Source organism: Sulfurimonas sp. (assembly GCF_023228785.1).
Lineage (GTDB): Bacteria > Campylobacterota > Campylobacteria > Campylobacterales > Sulfurimonadaceae > Sulfurimonas.
On record NZ_JALOAN010000040.1, the window covers coordinates 1 to 19506 of the forward strand.

Annotated in this window: 19 protein-coding genes; 17 read left to right on the top strand and 2 right to left on the bottom strand. The window is 35.1% G+C overall.

Annotated features, from left to right (window positions below; genetic code table 11):
* Nucleotides 1-410 precede the first annotated feature (410 nt).
* Nucleotides 411-1328 (top strand): manganese-dependent inorganic pyrophosphatase, encoded by a 918-nt coding sequence (locus tag M0Q24_RS09595; protein WP_295050129.1) that lies wholly within the window; start codon nucleotides 411-413, stop codon nucleotides 1326-1328.
* A gap of 2 nt (nucleotides 1329-1330) precedes the next feature.
* Here M0Q24_RS09595 and M0Q24_RS09600 read toward each other — a convergent pair whose 3' ends face one another.
* Nucleotides 1331-1861, bottom strand: a complete 531-nt coding sequence (locus M0Q24_RS09600; RefSeq protein WP_295050131.1) for a flagellar basal body-associated FliL family protein — start codon at nucleotides 1859-1861, stop codon at nucleotides 1331-1333.
* 6 nt (nucleotides 1862-1867) lie between these two features.
* On the bottom strand, nucleotides 1868-3553 hold the full coding sequence (locus M0Q24_RS09605) for an AMP-binding protein (protein WP_295050133.1): 1686 nt from the start codon (nucleotides 3551-3553) through the stop codon (nucleotides 1868-1870).
* Nucleotides 3554-3608: 55 nt separating this feature from the next.
* On the opposite strand from M0Q24_RS09605, the gene M0Q24_RS09610 reads away from it, so the two are divergent.
* The 16 genes from M0Q24_RS09610 to M0Q24_RS09685 all read left to right on the top strand — a co-directional run bounded on the left by M0Q24_RS09610 (nucleotide 3609) and on the right by M0Q24_RS09685 (nucleotide 19267).
* On the top strand, nucleotides 3609-5384 hold the full coding sequence (locus M0Q24_RS09610) for a YgiQ family radical SAM protein (protein ID WP_295050135.1): 1776 nt from the start codon (nucleotides 3609-3611) through the stop codon (nucleotides 5382-5384).
* Between the two features lie 128 nt (nucleotides 5385-5512).
* Entirely contained in the window at nucleotides 5513-5761 is a 249-nt protein-coding gene (locus M0Q24_RS09615) for a S4 domain-containing protein (RefSeq protein ID WP_295050137.1), read from the top strand.
* Nucleotides 5758-6744: an anthranilate phosphoribosyltransferase gene (gene trpD / locus M0Q24_RS09620; RefSeq protein ID WP_295050139.1), complete on the top strand. Its 987-nt coding sequence runs from the start codon at nucleotides 5758-5760 to the stop codon at nucleotides 6742-6744. Before M0Q24_RS09615 ends, trpD begins: the two co-directional genes overlap by 4 nt.
* A complete protein-coding gene (tsaE, locus tag M0Q24_RS09625; protein WP_295050141.1) occupies nucleotides 6741-7160 on the top strand; it encodes a tRNA (adenosine(37)-N6)-threonylcarbamoyltransferase complex ATPase subunit type 1 TsaE in 420 nt (139 codons plus the stop codon). Before trpD ends, tsaE begins: the two co-directional genes overlap by 4 nt.
* Complete coding sequence (lptB, locus tag M0Q24_RS09630; protein ID WP_295050142.1) at nucleotides 7147-7869, top strand: LPS export ABC transporter ATP-binding protein; 723 nt, start codon at nucleotides 7147-7149, stop codon at nucleotides 7867-7869. Before tsaE ends, lptB begins: the two co-directional genes overlap by 14 nt.
* 12 nt (nucleotides 7870-7881) lie before the next feature.
* Nucleotides 7882-9150, top strand: coding sequence for an RNA polymerase factor sigma-54 (locus tag M0Q24_RS09635; protein ID WP_295050144.1), 1269 nt, complete (start codon nucleotides 7882-7884; stop codon nucleotides 9148-9150).
* On the top strand, nucleotides 9119-9892 hold the full coding sequence (locus M0Q24_RS09640) for a TIGR02757 family protein (protein WP_295050145.1): 774 nt from the start codon (nucleotides 9119-9121) through the stop codon (nucleotides 9890-9892). Before M0Q24_RS09635 ends, M0Q24_RS09640 begins: the two co-directional genes overlap by 32 nt.
* Nucleotides 9893-9906: 14 nt before the next feature.
* A complete protein-coding gene (locus M0Q24_RS09645; protein WP_295050147.1) occupies nucleotides 9907-10500 on the top strand; it encodes a methyltransferase domain-containing protein in 594 nt (197 codons plus the stop codon).
* A 24-nt stretch (nucleotides 10501-10524) separates the two neighbouring features.
* Entirely contained in the window at nucleotides 10525-11961 is a 1437-nt protein-coding gene (locus M0Q24_RS09650) for a DUF1007 family protein (protein WP_295050149.1), read from the top strand.
* A gap of 81 nt (nucleotides 11962-12042) precedes the next feature.
* Nucleotides 12043-12474, top strand: coding sequence for a CoA-binding protein (locus M0Q24_RS09655; RefSeq protein WP_295050151.1), 432 nt, complete (start codon nucleotides 12043-12045; stop codon nucleotides 12472-12474).
* Nucleotides 12475-12479: 5 nt separating this feature from the next.
* Entirely contained in the window at nucleotides 12480-13685 is a 1206-nt protein-coding gene (gene ilvA, locus M0Q24_RS09660; protein WP_295050153.1) for a threonine ammonia-lyase, read from the top strand.
* Between the two features lies 1 nt (nucleotide 13686).
* On the top strand, nucleotides 13687-15813 hold the full coding sequence (locus M0Q24_RS09665; RefSeq protein WP_295050155.1) for a WD40 repeat domain-containing protein: 2127 nt from the start codon (nucleotides 13687-13689) through the stop codon (nucleotides 15811-15813).
* 88 nt (nucleotides 15814-15901) lie between these two features.
* Nucleotides 15902-17596, top strand: a complete 1695-nt coding sequence (locus M0Q24_RS09670; RefSeq protein WP_295050157.1) for an acetolactate synthase large subunit — start codon at nucleotides 15902-15904, stop codon at nucleotides 17594-17596.
* On the top strand, nucleotides 17596-18072 hold the full coding sequence (gene ilvN / locus M0Q24_RS09675; protein WP_295050159.1) for an acetolactate synthase small subunit: 477 nt from the start codon (nucleotides 17596-17598) through the stop codon (nucleotides 18070-18072). Before M0Q24_RS09670 ends, ilvN begins: the two co-directional genes overlap by 1 nt.
* Before the next feature lie 21 nt (nucleotides 18073-18093).
* On the top strand, nucleotides 18094-19044 hold the full coding sequence (gene lpxD / locus M0Q24_RS09680; RefSeq protein WP_295050160.1) for a UDP-3-O-(3-hydroxymyristoyl)glucosamine N-acyltransferase: 951 nt from the start codon (nucleotides 18094-18096) through the stop codon (nucleotides 19042-19044).
* A 19-nt stretch (nucleotides 19045-19063) separates the two neighbouring features.
* Nucleotides 19064-19267 (top strand): hypothetical protein, encoded by a 204-nt coding sequence (locus tag M0Q24_RS09685; protein ID WP_295050162.1) that lies wholly within the window; start codon nucleotides 19064-19066, stop codon nucleotides 19265-19267.
* Nucleotides 19268-19506: the final 239 nt, after the last annotated feature.

Here is a 19506-nt window from a genome sequence, read left to right on the forward strand (position 1 = left end):
AGCCTTCTTTATAATTACTACTCATCAAAGCCCTATATTACGAAGTTTTATGACGGTATTGTACCATTTTAGGGATTAAAAGAACCCTTATTTAAGAGTTCTTTTAGAAAGTTCTTTCACAGTCTCTTTACTTGGGAATGCATATAGATAAAGCATATAGAAACAGTTGTATACACTCCCAAGCACAGCATGGGAGCGAGAGGAATCTCGTCACACCTCTCCTGAGGTGTGATATGTTGTTCTGCATGTTGACTTCTGTATGCATTCCATCTCGGGAGAGATGGAACGAGGTTGGAGTGTTGAAATTGTTAAAGATGGCAACAAAGTAGCACAAGTTGATAAAATTAACGACTAAGTTTTGCTTTAAAAACTAAGTGTATAATTACAAAAAAATTTTAAAGGTCAATTAAATGTCAACATATATTTTTGGGCACACTAATCCAGATTCTGATTCTATAGTCGGAGCAATTTCTCTAGCTTATCTTAAAAACAAACTCGGTGAAAATTGTGTAGCTACTCGTCAAGGTGAGATCTCTCCTGAGACGGAGTTTATACTAAACAAATTTGGCGGAAGTGTTCCAGAACTTAAGACTTCTTATGCAGGTGAGAGTGTTTATTTAGTTGATTTTTCAGACTTAGCTCAAGCTCCAAAAGATATTATGGAAGCTACTATTTTAGGGATCTATGATCACCATAAACTTGGAGATATTACTACTTCTACTCCACTAGAGTGCTGGATCAGACCTATTGGTTGTTCAAACACAGTTATTAAAGAGGCGTATGATTATCACGGTGTTGATATTCCAAAAGATATAGCTGGGATGATGATGTGTGCGATACTTAGCGATACTGTTATATTTAAATCTCCAACATGCACAAAGATAGATACAAAAGCAGTTAAAGAGTTAGCAAAAATTGCTGGCATCGAAGACTATAAGGCTCTTGGTATGGAGATGTTTATCGTAAAGTCAGCAGTAGAAGGTGCTAGTGCTAGAGAGTTAAATACTCGTGATTATAAAGAGTTTGTTATGGGAAGTGATAAGCTGGGTATTGGACAACTTGAGGTAGTAGATCTAAGTGTTTTTGATAATATAAAAGCTGATCTTTTTCTTGATATGAAAAAACTAAAAGAGGAGAACGGTCTTCATAGCGTTATCATTCTTTTAACTGATATAATGAAAGAGGGCTCTCAAATGCTAGTTATTAGTGATGATAACAGCAAAGTAGAGCGAGCGTTTAAATGCAAACTTGAAAACTCAGAGGCATGGCTTGATGGAGTTTTGAGTCGTAAAAAACAAGTTATACCATTTCTTCAAGCACAGTTTTAAGTCTACTGGATTAAAAATCTATTAAAATAAACCTCTTCTATCTCTCCTTCTGAGAGATAAGCGTTTATATTTTGTACTAACTCTTTTTTCATTTTATTGTTTGTTGCTCTAGCGCTATTTGAATTTGAAAAAGTATGTATAACAGCATCTCTTAGAACATCACCTTTAACTAAGATCTCGTTTTTTACGCCATTTGTGCTTAACCAGCTATTTCCATCTTTATTTTTATATTTTAGTGATATGTTAAGTATAAGCTTTTTATCTCCAGCTATATTTACAGTAAAATCACCTAGATTTGCCATAGTTGAACTTTTTATAGTTACTCTGTTAGTGTAGAACCTCTCCTTGGCAAACTCTTGTTTTTTCTTTGAAGGATTTTGCATTTTATCTCTAACGTTGCTTATTCCATAATCTTCATTTTCATATTTTTTTAAATTTTTAAAGTCTGAAGTTGAGACTCCATAAATTATCAATAAAATAAGAAGAGATGCTATTACAAGCCATATGATTATTGTTATGATTTTTTGTAACATGATTATCTACTCCACATAAATATATCTTTTTATCTTTTTAGTAGGGGTCTTTACAAAAGGCTCTATTTGTTCTATAAACTTAATCATTTTAGATGATGAGGCTACTTGGTTATTTACATCAAGTCGCAACTCTTCTAAAAGATTTGTGATCTCATCTTTAACTTTTAAATCAGATGTTTTACTAGCATTGAATCTTTCATCTAAAAGTTCATAATCTAAGTGAATTCTTGCTACTAGTTTGGAATTTTGCTCTAAAACAAGTGAGTCAAGCACAGCTTCATTTTGATTTATGATGGATTCTAGTTGTTCTGGGTAGATGTTTTTACCATCAGCTCCTATGATGACATTTTTACTTCTTCCTCTAATGAATAGATAACCATCTTCATCTATGAACCCTAGATCTCCTGTATGTAACCAACCATCTCGTATAACTTCCTCAGTTTGTTCTTTATCTTTGTAATACCCTAGCATTAAGCTTGGAGATTTTGCGATGATCTCTCCCTCTTTAGTTATAGGATCTGGATCTTTAATCTTAAGTTCAACTCCATAAAAAGCTGGACCAGTTGATTTAAACTTTGGAGTTAGATTTATATTTGTTCCAGCTAAAAGTGGAGCAGTCTCAGTTAGACCATAACCCACAGTGTAAGGAAATTCGGCTTCTAAAAGAAATTTCTCAACAAATGGTGAAAGTGCCGCTCCACCTATACCAAAAAATTTAAGTCTGCCACCAAAAGTCTCTAAGAGTTTTTTACCAGCTATCTTATTTAATTTTTTTCTAATAAAGCTATTTTTATATAGGTTTCTCATAATAAAAGAGCTAGTAAATTTTGGTAGGATTTTGTTTTTATAAATCTTCTCTATAATAAGAGGCACACTCAATATCATAGTTGGTTTTACAAGTTCAAAAGCCTTTAGTAAAACGCTAGGAGTCGGTGTTTTATCAATGTATACAACACTAGATCCATGAAGGATGGGAACAATAAGTCCAACCGTACACTCATAAGTATGAGCTAGTGGAAGTATGGATAAAAACACATCATCTTTTGTGATCTCTAAGATAGAATATGTTGATAGTGCATTAGTTACTATGTTTTTATGACTTAGCATTACACCTTTTGAGTGTCCTGTTGTCCCAGATGTATATATGATAGCAGCTAGATCGTCCTCTTTTGGAACTTTAGGAGATGTGTTTGAAAATTTTTGTGCCATCTCTTTGGTTTTTTTAGCAAGCTCACTTAAATGGCTTTTATGTATGGACTCATCTATAATTTTAAGACTATCTAACTCTATAGCAAATTCCAAATCAGTGTTGCTACTCTCTTCTAGTGTACTTAGATGTTTGCGAGATACAAAAGCTGCCTTTGCCTCAGAATGACGAAGTATATGAAGAACTTCTGAGGGATGAAAGTCTGGAAGTACTGGAACAATAACTGCACCGATATAAGTCACACTAAAGTATGCAATAGCCCAATTTGGCATATTTTGGCTAAGAAGTAGGACTTTATCGCCATGGGAAATACCATTTTTTTGTAGTAGTTTTGTCATCTCTTGAACTTTTTGTCCAAACTCTTTGTATGTCATTGGCGTCTCTGAGAGTTTGCTTAGTACATCGGTCTCAGCGTAGAGTTCAATTGAGCGATTTAGTAAATCTCTAAGTGTAAAGTTATTTAAATTTTCATAGGGGTAGGTCATAACTAATCTCTTATTTTAATTTGATTAAGTATTATTATACTTAAAAAGAGATATTTTGAGTAGAAGAAGCAAAACAAAACAACCAACACGAAATACTGTTACATTTAGTCAAAAAGATTTCCTTCCAACAACAAAAGCAGAAATGGACGCTCTTGGCTGGGATATGTGCGATATTATCTTAATTAGTGGAGATGCATATATAGACTCTCCTTTTATTGGCGTAGCAATGGTTGGGCGTATGCTTGAGCGGATGGGTTACAGAGTTGGAATGATCGGTCAGCCTGATATTAATAGCGATGTTGATATAAAAAGACTTGGTGAGCCTAGGCTCTACTGGGGCGTGAGTGGTGGAAGTGTTGATAGCATGGTTAGTAACTATACTGCTACAAAGAAGTTTAGAAACACAGATGACTATACTCCAGGTGGAAAAAACGACAAAAGACCAGATCGAGCCTTAAGCGTTTACTGCAACCTCATACGAAGATATTTTAAAAACACAGTTCCAATTATGATAGGAGGCATAGAGGCCTCTTTAAGACGAGTAAGCCACTATGACTACTGGCAAAACAGACTCAAAAAACCAATTCTTTTTGACTCAAAAGCCGATGTGCTGATCTACGGAATGGGAGAGATCGCACTAGAAGAGCTAACTCGTGCAATAGAGAACAAAGAAGATTATAGTGACATTAGAGGAGTTTGCTACATCTCTAAAGAGCCAAAGCTTGAGTATATAGAACTTCCATCACATCAAGAGTGTTTGGACGATAAAGAGCGTTATATTGACCTTTTTGATGATTTTTACGATAACAATGATCCCATAAGTGCAAAAGGACTTTGTCAAAAAGTAGATGAGCGCTACCTCATACAAAATCCTCCATGTGATTATCTCAACCAAGAAGAGATGGATGCAAACTCAAACCTGCCTTTTACTAGAGAACTTCATCCTTACTATGCGAAGATGGGGAAAGTTAAGTGTTTAGAGACTATTAAGTTCTCTATTATGACTCATCATGGTTGTTGGGGAGAGTGTAACTTTTGTGCGATTGGTGTTCATCAAGGTAGAACCATAAGAACTAGAACAGAAGAGAACATTCTTAAAGAAGCAAAAGATTTTAATAAGTATAAAGATTATAAAGGCATCATAAGTGATGTTGGCGGCCCAACTGCAAATATGTACGGTTATGAGTGTGCTAAAAAGCTTAAAAAAGGCACTTGCGATGACATACGATGCGTAGATGCAGACAGACTTTGTAAAGTTATGCATGTAGATCACTCTAGAAACATTAACCTACTTAGAAGAGTAAGAGAGGTTGAGGGTGTAAGAAAAGCTTTTGTAGCTTCTGGAGTTAGATATGACCTAATTACTGCTGATAAAAAGCATGGTTACTCATACCTAAAAGAGATGGTAGAACATCATATCTCTGGGCAGATGAAAGTAGCACCTGAGCATACGCAGCAGCATGTGTTGGAACTTATGGGAAAGCCTGGCAAAGAGACTCTAGTTGACTTTAAAAAGATGTACGATAGACTAAACAAAGAGTCAGGCAAAAACCAATTTTTAACCTACTATCTCATAGCTGCACATCCTGGTTGTGAAGAAAAAGACATGCATGAATTAAAGCATTTTACAACAGATGAGCTAAAGATGAACCCAGAACAAGCTCAAGTATTTACTCCAACGCCTAGCACTTACTCTGCGGTTATGTACTACACAGAGCTAGATCCAAAGACAAGAAAGAAGATCTTTGTAGAAAAAGACACAAAAAGAAAAGAGAAACAAAAGCAGATCGTAGTAGCAAAAGATTGTTTTAAAAGTGGATTTGCTTCTTAGAAAATAAAGAAAAAGTCAACCTTACTACTAAGAAGCTAATAATTCAGCAAAAAATGTTCCAACTCTTACTATACTCTCAGTTTTAATATTCTACAATACTCAACAAATAACAAAAAAAGTACATAAACATGAGAATAGATAAGTTTTTAAACTCCGTAAATATCACAAAAAGACGCTCAGTCGCACAAGATATGATAAATAACAAGGTTGTTTTGATAAATGGTGCAGTAGCTAAGGCTAGTAAAGGTGTTGAAGTTGGTAGCATTATTAGCATCAACTTTCTTGATAACACTAAAATGTATGAGGTGCTTAAGATTCCTACTACAAAATCAACTCCAAAATCACTACAAAGTGAATACATTAAGGAGTTGTCATGACTTATTCTGAGGCAAAAGAGCAATTCATTTCACTATTTAACAATGAGATGAATGAAGAAGAGATGCTTGAGTTTTTGATCAGTATAAAGCTTGATGAAAATACTTCTGTAGAGACCATTGCAGCTGCGGCTGATGTGATGCGGCAAAATGCTTTGATGCTTCCAATATCAAGTGGGCTTAGAGATAAAGCTATAGATGTAGTTGGGACTGGTGGAGACAAGATTGGAAGCTTTAACATATCTTCAACCGTTGCTATCATACTTGCAGCTTCTGGATGCTTTGTTGCAAAGCATGGAAGTAGATCTGTTACTTCAAAGTCTGGAAGTGCAGATATGTTTGAAAAATTAGGAGTTAGACTAGATCTAAGTATAGAAGATAGTGCTAAACTTTTAGAAGAGAGTGGTTTTACTTTTATGTTTGCAACAAATCATCATCCTGCTATGAAGTTTATCATGCCAGTTAGAAAAAATATACCTGATAAAACTATCTTTAATATACTTGGACCTTTAACGAATCCTGCTGGAGTTAAGAAGTCACTTCTTGGAGTTTTTCACAAATCTTTTGTATCAAAAATGGCAGAAGCACTGAAGATAAATGGTGCAAAATCAACCATGGTAGTTAGCTCAAAAGAGAATATGGACGAGATAAGTATTTCTGATATTACCTACGCGTCAAGACTCTACAAAGGAGAGGTAAAAGAGTTTGTTATAGATCCACAGATCTACGGCATAAAAAAAGCACCACTTAGTTCTATAGTTGGTGGAGATGCGATATTTAATGCAACTATACTTCATGATATTCTCGACTCAAAAGCAACAACTGCACAAAGAGATATAGTTCTAATCAACACCGCAGCAGCTCTTATGGTTGATGGAATGGCAAGAGATATGCAAGATGGGCTTGAGATCGCAAGAGAAACTATAAAATCAGCAAAAGCCAAAGAGAAACTTAGAAAAATTATAGAAATATCAAACAAATTATGAAGAAATATCTACTAAAACTTAATCAAATTGAGACTTTAGCACAAGATATTTGTGAAAATTTTGATAATGGAGTCATAATTTTAAAAGGAGACCTGGCATCTGGAAAAACAACATTTACAAAAGAGTTTGTTAAGTACAAAGGGATAGTAGAAGAGGTTACTTCACCTACTTTTTCACTTCAACAATGCTATGGAGATAGAGTCTTTCACTATGACATCTACAACCATGGACTAGATCATTTTATCTCTTTGGGAATGCTTGAGGAGTTAGAAAAAGATGGAGTTCATTTAGTAGAGTGGGGTGATGAAAAACTCAAAGAGATTTTAGATGCAGCAGAGATAGAAAACATGACAATTAATATAAAAAAAATAGATGATAATAGTAGAGAATATGAGGTAAATTATGCACACGCTTAGAGCAGTTGACTTAAAGAAAAAGATAAAAGATCTAGAGATAGTAAAAGGTATGAGCCTTGAAGTTAGTAGTGGAGAAGTTGTAGGACTACTCGGACCAAATGGAGCTGGAAAAACTACTACTTTTTATATGATATGTGGACTTGTAGAAGCTAGTGGTGGAGAGGTTTTTTTTGACGATGAAAACATCTCAGATATGCCTCTACATGAAAGAGCCATAAAAGGTATCGGTTATCTTCCACAAGAGGCTTCTATATTTAAAGATCTCAGTGTTGAGGACAACTTAATGGTAGCAGCACAAGTTGGTTACAAAGACAAAGAGTCTCAAGAGGCTAGGATCTTAGAACTGCTAGATATGTTTAACATTGAGCCAATTCGTAATCGTAAAGGCATTAGCCTTAGTGGTGGAGAAAGACGCCGTGTTGAAATAGCTCGTGCTTTGGTTAATCGTCCTAAGTTTTTACTTCTAGATGAACCTTTTGCAGGAGTAGATCCCATAGCTGTTATGGACATACAAAATGTGATCCATCAGCTTGTTTCTTACAACATTGGGGTTTTAATAACTGATCATAATGTCCGTGAAACACTTGCAGTTTGCGATCGAGCCTATGTTATAAAAGCAGGTTCACTTCTTGCATCTGGAACAAGTGAAGAAATAGGGCGAAATGCAGATGTTAAAAAACACTACTTAGGCGAGGAGTTTAAGCTTTAAGCTTAAAAAATCATGGCTACACTAAGGCAAAACACCAGCGTTGCAACTAAGCACAAACTCTCAAACACTTTGAGAAACTGGCTTCCCATACTTCATTCTAGTCTTGGAGATCTCGGTGATGCTATGGCTCCTTTTGTTGAGTCCAACCCTGTTGTTGAAATAAAATCAGGTTATGAAGAAGAGTTTGCAAAAAAGATCCCTAAAAAGATTTTAAGCGGACATGTAAGTAACTCAAGAACGGAGCAAATAGAAGCTCTAACCATTCAGACTAGATCTCTTTATGAGATCTTGGATGAACAGATAGGAAAACCACTTTTTCCAACTCCACTCTCACAAAAAATAGCCTCTTTTGTAGTAGAAAACTTAGATGAAAATGGTTACTATGAGGGAGACACAAGTAGTTTTTGTGAAAAAAACAAGCTTAGCGAAGATGAGTTTGAAAAAGTTCGCCTTCGTTTTGCTTTTATAGAGCCAGTTGGTATTGCTGCAAAAGATATAGCTGAATCTTTTTTGTTTCAACTAGATAGCTCAGACATTAGCGATGAAGCTTACCCTCTTTGCAAAGAAGTTATAAACTCACTTGAAGACATACATGATCACTCATCAAAAGAGCATTTTAGTGAAGTTATGAGAGTTCTCTCAAGCTTTAAAAACCCTCCAGCCATAGAATACCAAGAGGACTCAGCTCAAGTAGTTCCAGATCTTATGATCTTTTTTAATGATGAAGAAGAGATAGAAATAAAGCTAAACGATGAGTACTACCCAACCATAAAAATAGACACTAACTACGCGGTTGAGCATGAGTTTATAACTCAAAAGATCAAAGAAGCAAAAAGCCTTGTAGATGCTCTTGATATGAGGCGTGCGACACTTTACAAAGTAGGGCTTATGATCGTTGAGTACCAGTACGAGTTTTTTGTAGGTGGGCAGATCATGCCACTTACTCTAAAGACTTTAGCAGATGAGTTTGGACACAATCCATCGACGATCTCACGAGCCATAGCAAACAAGTACATAGCTTGTGATCGTGGTGTTTTTGCTATGAAAGAGTTTTTTACAACTGCCATAGATGAAGATGTCTCAAACGCAGCCATAAAAGAGTTTTTAGTAGGACTCATTAAACAAGAAAATCGCTTAAAACCACTAAGCGATATGAAACTTCTAGATCTCATACAAGAGAAGTTTAAAGTTAAAATGGTTAGACGCACCATCGCAAAGTATAGAAAACAACTAAATATAGCAGGTTCAAGTGAGCGAAAAAAACTCTATCATCTACATTAAAGAGCGACTAGACAAAGAGGCTAAAAAGCGAGATGACGCAAATGAAGTCTCTAAAGATAAGCTAGATCCAATCTTAGTTGCTAAGAGACACAAAGATCCAAACATCTCTTTGATCTGTGCTTTGTTCGCCTATGGTGGAGTTAAACAGATAGTTAAGTTTTTAGACTCACTAGACTTTGAACTTTTAAAAAAGAGTGACAAAGAGATCAAAGAGGCTCTAAAAAACCACTACTACAGGTTTCAAAAAAGTGAAGATGTTATAGCTCTTTTTATATCCCTAAAGAGACTAAATGAAAAAAGCTCGCTAGAAGAGATCTTTAAAGTAGCTTACCTAAAAGAGAGATCTGTTATACATGGGATCAACGCTCTTATAGAGAGTATAAACTCATCATATCCGCATGATACTCAAGGTTATAGATTCTTAACTTCAAAAGTAACCACAAAAACCAAAGGAGCAGGGGCACTAAAAAGATGGATGATGTTTTTGCGCTGGATGGTAAGAGAGGACAACATAGATATGGGACTTTGGAGCTGTGTAGATAGAGCAGATCTTATAATGCCACTAGACACCCACACATTTAATGTCTCAAAAAAACTTGGACTACTTCACAGAAAAACCTACGACTTACAAGCTGCAATAGAACTTACAGAGATGTTAAAGAGCTTTGATGAGAAAGATCCGCTAAAGTATGACTTTGCTTTGTATAGGATCGGGCAAGAGAAACTACTTGAAATTAATTAATATTAGGAACAAACATGCAACATGATAACTTTAAACATAGAGCTAAAGACTGGGATAAAAGAAGTAATACTAATACTAAAACTATTGGTGGTGCGATACTAGAGAGATTTGCTCTTCATAGTGAAATGGAACTCTTAGACTTTGGATCTGGAACTGGACTTTTGGGTTTTGAGATCGCACAGCATGTTAAAAAGGTTTATGGAGTCGATACATCTGCTAGTATGCTAGAACAACTTAGTGCAAAAAATACTCCTGAACTTAGTATTGAAATAGTGCACCAAGACATCATACAAACACCGCTACAAAGAAGTTTTGATGGGCTTATAAGCTCTATGACTCTTCACCACATAGAAGATCTGCACCTGTTTTTTTCTACAATTCACTCAAACATAGAAGAAGATGGTTTTATTGCCATTGCAGATCTAGAGCTTGAAGATGGTAGTTTTCACTCCGACAACACAGGAGTTTTTCACTTTGGTTTTGACACAGATGAACTACAACGCATTGCCTCAAGAAGCGGTTTTAGAGATGTTGAGATCTCACAAGTAAACACTATAAAAAAACCACATAAAGAGTATGGTGTGTTTTTACTTACTGCTACAAAATAGTTTTATAAAGATATGATATCTCAAATGAAAAAAATACTCTTTTACATACTTTTAACGCAAGCTATTTTGTACTCATGTGCTACATGTTCGTTTATGATCCCTACTGCGGATGTTGGGTTGAAAATACCTATACAAAACAACAAACTTCAAAAAATAGAGGTGCTTTGGCACTTCTCCGATGTTTACACTTCTGAGCTAACCCTAAATTATGATAAAAATAAAAATCTTATCTTAGATAAAGAAGAATTAGACAAAGTTTTAGAGATTAAACTGGGTTATCTTGTACCAAAAAATATGCTCACACTCATAAAATATGGAGATAGTGATCATGAAAACATCATAGATGCGACTTATGATGATTTTAGTGTAGAAGTAGTAGATAAAAGACTTCTATTTCGATTTAACATCTTTGTAGATATAGATATAAAAGATAAGCATATAATCTCTTTTTTGTTTGAAGATGATGAAGCTTTTTTTAGTTTTATAGTTGAAAATGTTGATATACAGACAAAAGATCTCTATTTTCTTAAAAATCTTTACCTCTTTAGCACTGCTCTGTTTTTCAGTTTTGATCCAATTGAAAATACTTTAGAGATAGAAGATACGAAAATGCAGTCTCACACTATATCAAAAGATGATGTAGTTATAAATGATGAGATAGTAGAACAAGAAGAGCCACAACAACAAGATGAGGGAATAACACAAGAAAACCTTTTACTTCAAACTATAGAGAAGTTAAAGTCTCTTTTTAAAGAGGCTGATGAGAGCAAAAAACCTTTAACTTATCTGCTTATTTTACTTTTTGCGTATGTTTATGGACTTGTTCATGCGATAGGTCCAGGACATGGAAAAACACTCGTAGCTAGTTACTTTCTCTCAAATGACAGATCTTATACTAAAGCCTTTTTTATCTCTCTTGCCATTGGAGTTGTGCATACTTTTTCAGCCTTTTTACTTACTCTTTTAATCTACTTTGTTGTAGAGACTTTTTTGGCTCAGTTTATGCAAAACACCATTATGTTAACTACAAAAGTCTCAGCTTTTGTTATCATCGCAATAGCGCTTTATCTGCTATACAAAAAGCTAAAAGCCTATAGAGCTAAAAAGAGTATGATGAGCTTTAGCACAACTCCACACGAGTCAAGTTGTGGTTGTGGATCTTGTAAGGTAGATCAAAACTCTACAGATCTAGCTCTTATTGTCTCTGCTGGCATCATTCCATGTCCTGGAACTGTTACTATTTTCATCTTTTCACTCTCAATGGGGATGTATTTTTTAGGATTTTTATCGGCTTTTGTTATGAGTTTAGGAATGAGCACCATAATTTTTCTCTCAGCTATTATAAGTGTAAGTGTGCGTAAAAAAACCTCACAAAAGCATACAAAAATCCAAATCATATTAGAGTATCTATCTCTAGCTCTCATTTTTATCTTAGGAATTGTGTTATTTTTCTCAACTTAGTAAGAGTTGTGAAAAATTAAATGGTGACAAATTTCGGTATAATCGCATCTTTAATATAAATTTTATTTCAAGGAGATTATGATGGAGTGTGAGTTTCCCTCAGTAAATTCGAACAAACAAGAGATAGAAAAAATTTTTAAAGATATAAAAACTATTGCTGTAGTAGGTCTCTCTCCAGATGAGAGCAAGGCTAGTCATAGAGTGGCAGCTTATCTTCAAGAGAGTGGCTACAAAATAGTTCCAATCTATCCAAAAGAAGAGACTATACTTGGAGAAAAAGTATATAGATCTTTAAAAGAGATTCCATTTGAGATCGATATGGTAGATATTTTTAGAAAACCAAAAGCGCTTGATGATGTAGCAGATGCTTGTATCCAAAGAGGTGATGTTAAAGTCTTTTGGTCACAGATTGGCATTGTAAACAATGAGGCTGCACAAAGAGCTAAAGATGCAGGAATGAGAGTTGTACAAAACTTATGTGCGATGGTAGAACATAAAACGTTGGAAGGTTAGGCAAGTTGTTAGATATAGAAATGATTTATAAAGCAAAAGATACAATAGCGGAGGTTATTTCACAAACTCCATTTTCATATGCTCCACATCTCAGCAAGATCTCATCTATGGAGATCTACTTAAAAAAAGAGAACCTTCAAATAACTGGTGCTTTTAAGATACGAGGTGCTTATAACAAGATAGCATCACTAACTAAAGCACAAAAAGATTGTGGTGTAATAGCTGCAAGTGCTGGAAATCACGCTCAAGGTGTGGCTCTTAGTGCTTCAAAGTTTGGCATCAGAGCAGTTATCGTTATGCCAGATTCTACTCCTCTTACAAAAATAGATGGCGTAAAGCTCTACGGCGCGGAAGTTATACTAGCAGGTTCAAACTATGATGAAGCCTATGCTTATGCAAAAGAGTTTGGATCAAAAAACTCTTTGACATTTGTGCATCCTTTTGAAGATACAGAGGTTATGGCTGGTCAGGGAACTGTAGCTTTAGAGATTTTAGAATCATGTAAAGATCTTGATGCAGTAGTTATCCCAGTTGGTGGTGGCGGTCTTATTGCAGGAATGGCTACTGCTATAAAGAGTATAAATCCAAACATAGAAGTTATAGGAGTTAGTGCAAAAGGTGCTCCTGCTTTTAAAGACTCATATGAGCTTAAAAAAGCAGTAGACTCTCTAAGTGTTAGAACAATTGCTGATGGTATAGCTGTTAGAGACACTTCTTCCATTACTCTTGCTTATGCATTGAAGAGTGTAGATCGTTTTGTTAGTGTAGATGATGCAGAGATAGCTAGTGCTATTTTAGCTCTTCTTGAGAAACAAAAACTTGTAGTTGAGGGTGCTGGAGCTGCTGCTGTGGCTGCTGTTATTCATAACAAACTAGATCATTTAAAGGGTAAAAAAGTAGCTTTAGTTTTAAGTGGCGGAAATATGGATGTCACACTTTTGTCTGTAATTATTGAAAAAGGACTTTTAAAGTCTGGCAGAAAGATGAAACTAACTGTTACTCTTATAGATAAACCTGGCTCACTTATGCGCTTTACCGAGATACTAAAAGAGCTAAATGCAAACATTGTTCACATATCATATGATAGAACTTCGATCTCACTTGATTATGGCGATGCAAATGTTACTGTTCACATGGAGACAAAAGGTCAAGCACATCAAAAAGAGATAGAAGATATGCTAAGGGCTGAGGGGTATTTAAGAGATCATTAGCATGAAGCCATCAAAAGAAATAAGTTTTAAAAATGCCATCATTAGAGTTAAAATCATGGAAGATGGTAAGCTTCTAGTGGTAGATGCAAAGAGTGTAGTTAGGTTTTTAGATCTAGTGACTTTAAAAACAGCATCTGGCTTTAAGTGTGGTGTAGAGTATAAAAGTTTTAAGAGACAAGTCTTTGACTTTAGCGATAATGGACTATATTTTACACTTATAAGCGCTACTAAAAAAGAATCGCTACTATATAACGCAAAGAACAAAAAAACGATCGCAAAGATGGATAGACATAGCGGTGAAGTAAACTGTGTGGCAATTGATCCTAATTCTAAATATATGTTTAGCTGTGGTGATGATGGAAAATCATATGCCATAGATATAGAAAATAAAAAAATAGCCTTTACACTTCCTATCCACTCTGATTCACTTACAGATATAGCATTTAGTAAAAATGCTCAATGGGTTGCAACTGCGAGTTATGATAAGAAAATCCACCTCTTTAACTTGATAACGATGACAAAAAAGCATAGACTCATAGGACACAATGAGGAAGTTTTAAAAGTTCACTTTTTAAGTGAAAATAGACTTCTTAGCGTTGACAAGGCAAATACTGCTATTGTTTGGGATTGTGAGAAGGGAAAAGTTATTGAACGTTTAGAGGGTATTCATGATGATATATCTTCTATTACATCTAGCGATGATGGGATCTTTCTTTTTTTGGGAAGTGAGCTCGGTTATGTTATGGTTTTTGAGCTTGAGAGTTATAAGATGCTCTCAAGAAAATATATAAAATTAACATCAACTATAACAGCTCTTGAGTTTCATGAAAAAACCTCACAACTCATTGTTGCAACTGAGGATGCAGATCTACTTTTTTACCATATCTTCGCATCAGAGGAGCGTATAGCTAAATTTTTAAGGATAAAAAGTTATAAAAAGATACAAGAGATAGTAGAAGAAAATCCACTATTAGCCTATACAAAGGCATATCAACTTGTTATTTCTATTTGGGATTCAACAGTCAAAAAAGCTAGATTGGCACTAGAGAAAAATGATAAAGAAACAGCACTTGAACTTTTTGGAAACTTTCAATATGTACCAGCTAGAAACACTGCTATAAAAGCAATTATAAAAGAGTATAAAGAGTTTGATAAATTCGCTAAATTTGCACAAGAATCAAAATTTCCTCTTGCTTACGCTCTAGCTCTACAACATCCTCATTATCAGGATTCTCAACTATATAAAGCACTTGAATTAAACTGGAAAAAAACTTTTTGTGAAGCTAAAAAATATGCTATTGACCCTAAAGGTGCAGATCTGGCTCGTGAGATTTTGGCTCCATACAGGGGAGTTACGCAAAAGACAAAGCTAATTCAAGAGCTATTTGCTAAAAGCGAAGTTTACAAACGCTTTCGAGTAGCTGTTGGACAAAAAGATTATAAAGTGGCTTTTGAGCTTATAAAATTAAACCCATTTTTAAAAGAACTTCCAGATTATATTGCACTTTTAGATTATGCTGATTCACTCTATATAAAGAGTCAAAAACTATTTCAGCAAGACAATACTCACGAGGCAATTAAAATGTTAAGAGTCTTAGTAGACTTTAGTGACTTTACGGAAGATGCAAAAGAGCTTATGAAAAGTATAGAGTGCAGACATAAATTTTACGCAGCTATAAAAGAAGATGATACAACAACTGCTTATAATATTCTTGCACAAAACGAAGATCTACAAAGCACTCAAGAAGGAAAAAGACTACAAAAAGAATATAACGATGCAGTAGCAACCGCAAATGAATTTGCACTAGATGCAAATATAAAAGAAGTCAATAGAGTTTTAGAAAAATATATGAAAGTAAGCTCTAAAAGCTCTGCATTAGCAGATATATATGGTTGGTGCTATATGGTTGAACTTGAAAAAGCTATAGAAGAAGAAAAAGAGCAAGTTATTATAGAAAATGGTATAAAAAATTATATTTTATATTTTGGACTTCAAGATCAAATAGAGTCGCTTTTTAATATTTTTAAAGATAACTATCCACAAACAAAATTAAACCTAGATCTCCAAACTAAAGGCTCTAAAAGTATGTGGCGATCTTCTATGATTGTAAATTCCATCTTATATTAAATTTAAATCCAAAAATCTTCAGACTTTTTAACCTCAATTATAGTTCTATTTTTATATAATTGGCGAATTTTTTAATAAGGAGTCGTTTATGCAGATTAGTGGCGCACAAATGGTCATTGAAGCATTAATCGCAGAGGATGTAGACACAGTTTTTGGCTACCCTGGTGGAGCGATTATGAATGTTTACGACGAGATTTATAAGCAAGACAAATTTAAACATATATTGACAAGACATGAGCAAGCTGCAGTTCACGCTGCTGAGGGTTACTCAAAAGCAAGTGGAAAAGTAGGTGTTGCTCTAATTACAAGTGGTCCTGGTTTTACAAATGCCGTAACTGGTTTAGCAGATGCTTACATGGATTCTATTCCTTTAGTAGTTATTAGTGGACAAGTTCCGATGAGTCTAATAGGTACTGATGCATTTCAAGAGATAGATGCAGTTGGAATTAGCAGATCTTGTACTAAACATAACTATCTTGTAACAAATGCAAGTGACTTACCTCGTGTACTAAAAGAAGCATTTCATATCGCAGCTTCAGGTCGTCCTGGTCCTGTTCATGTTGATATTCCAAAAGATGTAACTGCTGAAATTGCAGAGTTTGACTACTCAATAGAAGTAGATCTTGAGACTTATAAGCCAAATGTCAAAGGCAATCCTCGCCAAATCAAAAAAGCAATTGCAGCAATAGCTAAAGCAAAAAGACCACTTTTTTACATAGGTGGTGGAGTAATAAATGCAAACGCTGGATATGAAGTAAGAGAGCTAGTAAAGAGAACTGGGATACCTGCTGTTGAGACATTTATGGCTAGAGGTGTTTTATCACACGATGATGAACTCTTGGTTGGAATGTTAGGAATGCATGGATCTTATGCATCAAATATGGCGATGAGTGAAACTGACTTAGTTATAGGTCTCGGTGCTAGATTTGATGATCGTGTAACTGGAAAGCTATCAGAATTTGCTAAAAATGCTGGTGTTATTCATGTCGATATAGATCCCGCATCTATTTCAAAACTTGTAAATGCTGACTACCCAATAGTTGGAGATGTTAAAAACGTTGTAAAAGAGATGTTAGAGATCTCTTCATCTATCAACCCTGCTAAATATGAGTCGTGGAGAGAAACTGTAACAAATTTTGCCGAACTTCATCCTCTTTTCTATCATGAAGATACAGATAGAATAAAACCACAATGGGTTATAGAGAGGGTAGGAGAGTTGCTAGGTGACGGGGCAAATATCTCAACAGATGTTGGTCAGCACCAAATGTGGACTGCACAGTTTTACCCTTTTAGCAGACCTAGACAGTTTATAAGCTCTGGTGGACTTGGAACTATGGGTTTTGGTTTTCCAGCTGCTATGGGTGTTAAAGCTGCTTCTCCTGATAAGATAAGTATAAACTTTACAGGAGATGGATCTATCCTTATGAATTGTCAAGAGCTTATGACTGCGGTTGAGCAAAAGCTTCCAGTTATAAATATTATCTTGAACAACAACTACTTAGGAATGGTTCGTCAGTGGCAAACACTATTTTACGACAAAAGACATAGTGAGACAGATCTAAGCGTTCAGCCTGACTTTGTTCTCTTAGCAGAAGCTTTTGGTGGAATAGGTTATAGAGTTACTACAAAAGAAGAGTTTGATGCAGCCTTAAAAGATGCAATAGAGAAAAATATTGTTGCTTTTATTGATGTTGTTGTTGAGAGACTTGAAAATGTTATGCCAATGGTTCCATCTGGTGGAAGCCTATTTAACATGATGTTATTAGAGAAAAAGGAGAAGTAATGACTGAAAATAGCGAAAGAAGAGTAGTTTCAGTTATCGTGGTAAATGAAGCGAGTGTTTTATCTCGCATCACAGATCTTTTTTCTGGTCGTGGATACAATATAACTTCACTAACAGTAGCTCCGATTCCTGAGAGTAAATACTCAAGACTAACTATAGTTACATCTGGATCTGTTAGAGTAATAGAGCAAATAACTAAGCAACTTCACAAGCTTGTACCTGTTTTAAAGGTTTATGAACATGCTGATTTAGTTGAAAAAGAGATGGCTTTAATGAAGTTTCCTATAACTGAAAATATTAGCGATATTGCGGCTATGTGTCTAGCTTATAATGGAAATATAGTAAATGTTGGAGAAAATATCTTTATTGCAATGATAGCAGATGAGCCAAAAAGAGTAGATAATTTCTTAAAGATGATCAAAAGATATAACCCAAAAGAGATAGTAAGAAGTGGTGCCGTTGCACTTGAGAGATAAGTGTAATCTAAAAGGATAAAGATGAAGATATCAGAAATAGCTTCTATTATTGGAGCAAAATTTAATGGTGAAGAGTTTGAAGTTACGGGCATGAACACTTTAAAATCTGCTTCAAAGACAGAACTCTCTTTTGTGTCAAATTCAAAATACATAAGCGATATAAAAAACTCACAAGCTAGAGTAATTATAGTTGATGCTAAGACAGAGAAATATGTACCAACAGACTCTATCGCTTTAGTAGTAGAATCTCCTTATTGGGAGATGGCAAAGCTCTCCAAGTATTTTGCTCCTTGTATAGAAGATGATAATCTTCCAGAACCAAAGATAGGGGAGGGTAGCAAAGTTTCACCTAGGGCTGAAATAGCAAATGGAGCTACTATTGGTAAAAACTGCACTATTATGGCTCATGTATATATCGGCGCGAATGTTACCATAGGTGATAACACTATCCTCTATCCAAGTGTTTGTATCTATAGAGATTGTAAAGTTGGAAGTGATTGTATTATTCATGCAAATTCAACTATTGGAAGTGATGGTTTTGGGTTTGCTACTTCAAAGCAAGGCGAGCATAAGAAGATCTATCAAAATGGAAATGTAGTTATTGAAGATGATGTTGAGATTGGAAGCTCTACTGCGATAGATAGGGCTGCTTTTGGAACAACACTTATAAAACAAGGTGTTAGGATTGATAACCTTGTTCAAGTAGGGCACAACTGCGTTATAGGTGAGTATAGCGTTCTAGTCTCACAAGCTGGCATTGCAGGATCTACTATAATGGGCAGAAATGTTGTGATGGGTGGGCAAAGTGCAATATCTGGGCATCTTGAGGTTGCCGCATTTACAACAATGGCTGCAAGAAGTGGAGTTACAAAGAGTATCAAAGAGAGTGGCCTAACATTTGCCGGCTTTCCTCTAATGGAGCATAGATTATGGTTGAAACTTCAGGCAAAACTAGCTAGACTAGTAAAATAAACTTTAAAGGAAAGCGAATATGTCAAAAACAATAGAATTAAGTGGAACAAAAAAAGGTGTTATATCTGTAACTAAATTAGAAGAACCATATGGAAAAGATAGCCATACGGTAGCAAGTATTGGTATATCTCTAACTGGAAAAAGTGATACTCCAGAGTGGAAGGTTCATATTCCATTAGAGAATTTGGATGAAGTTATAAAGGCACTTCAAGATCTAAAATAGTTCTTTCACTGGTTCCCAACGCAGAGCATTGGAACGAGCGAGGTTACTCTGGCTCCCACGCTCTGCGTGGGAGCCTATATATGCACAACAACTCAGATATATATGAGTTCCAACGCAGAGAGACTGTGAAAGAACTTCTTCTTTGCAGTCTCATTTTTCTAAATAAATAAGACAATTATTTCTAAATCTGTATATGATATTTTTATTGAAAATAAAGACCGTATATTGCATACTATTGG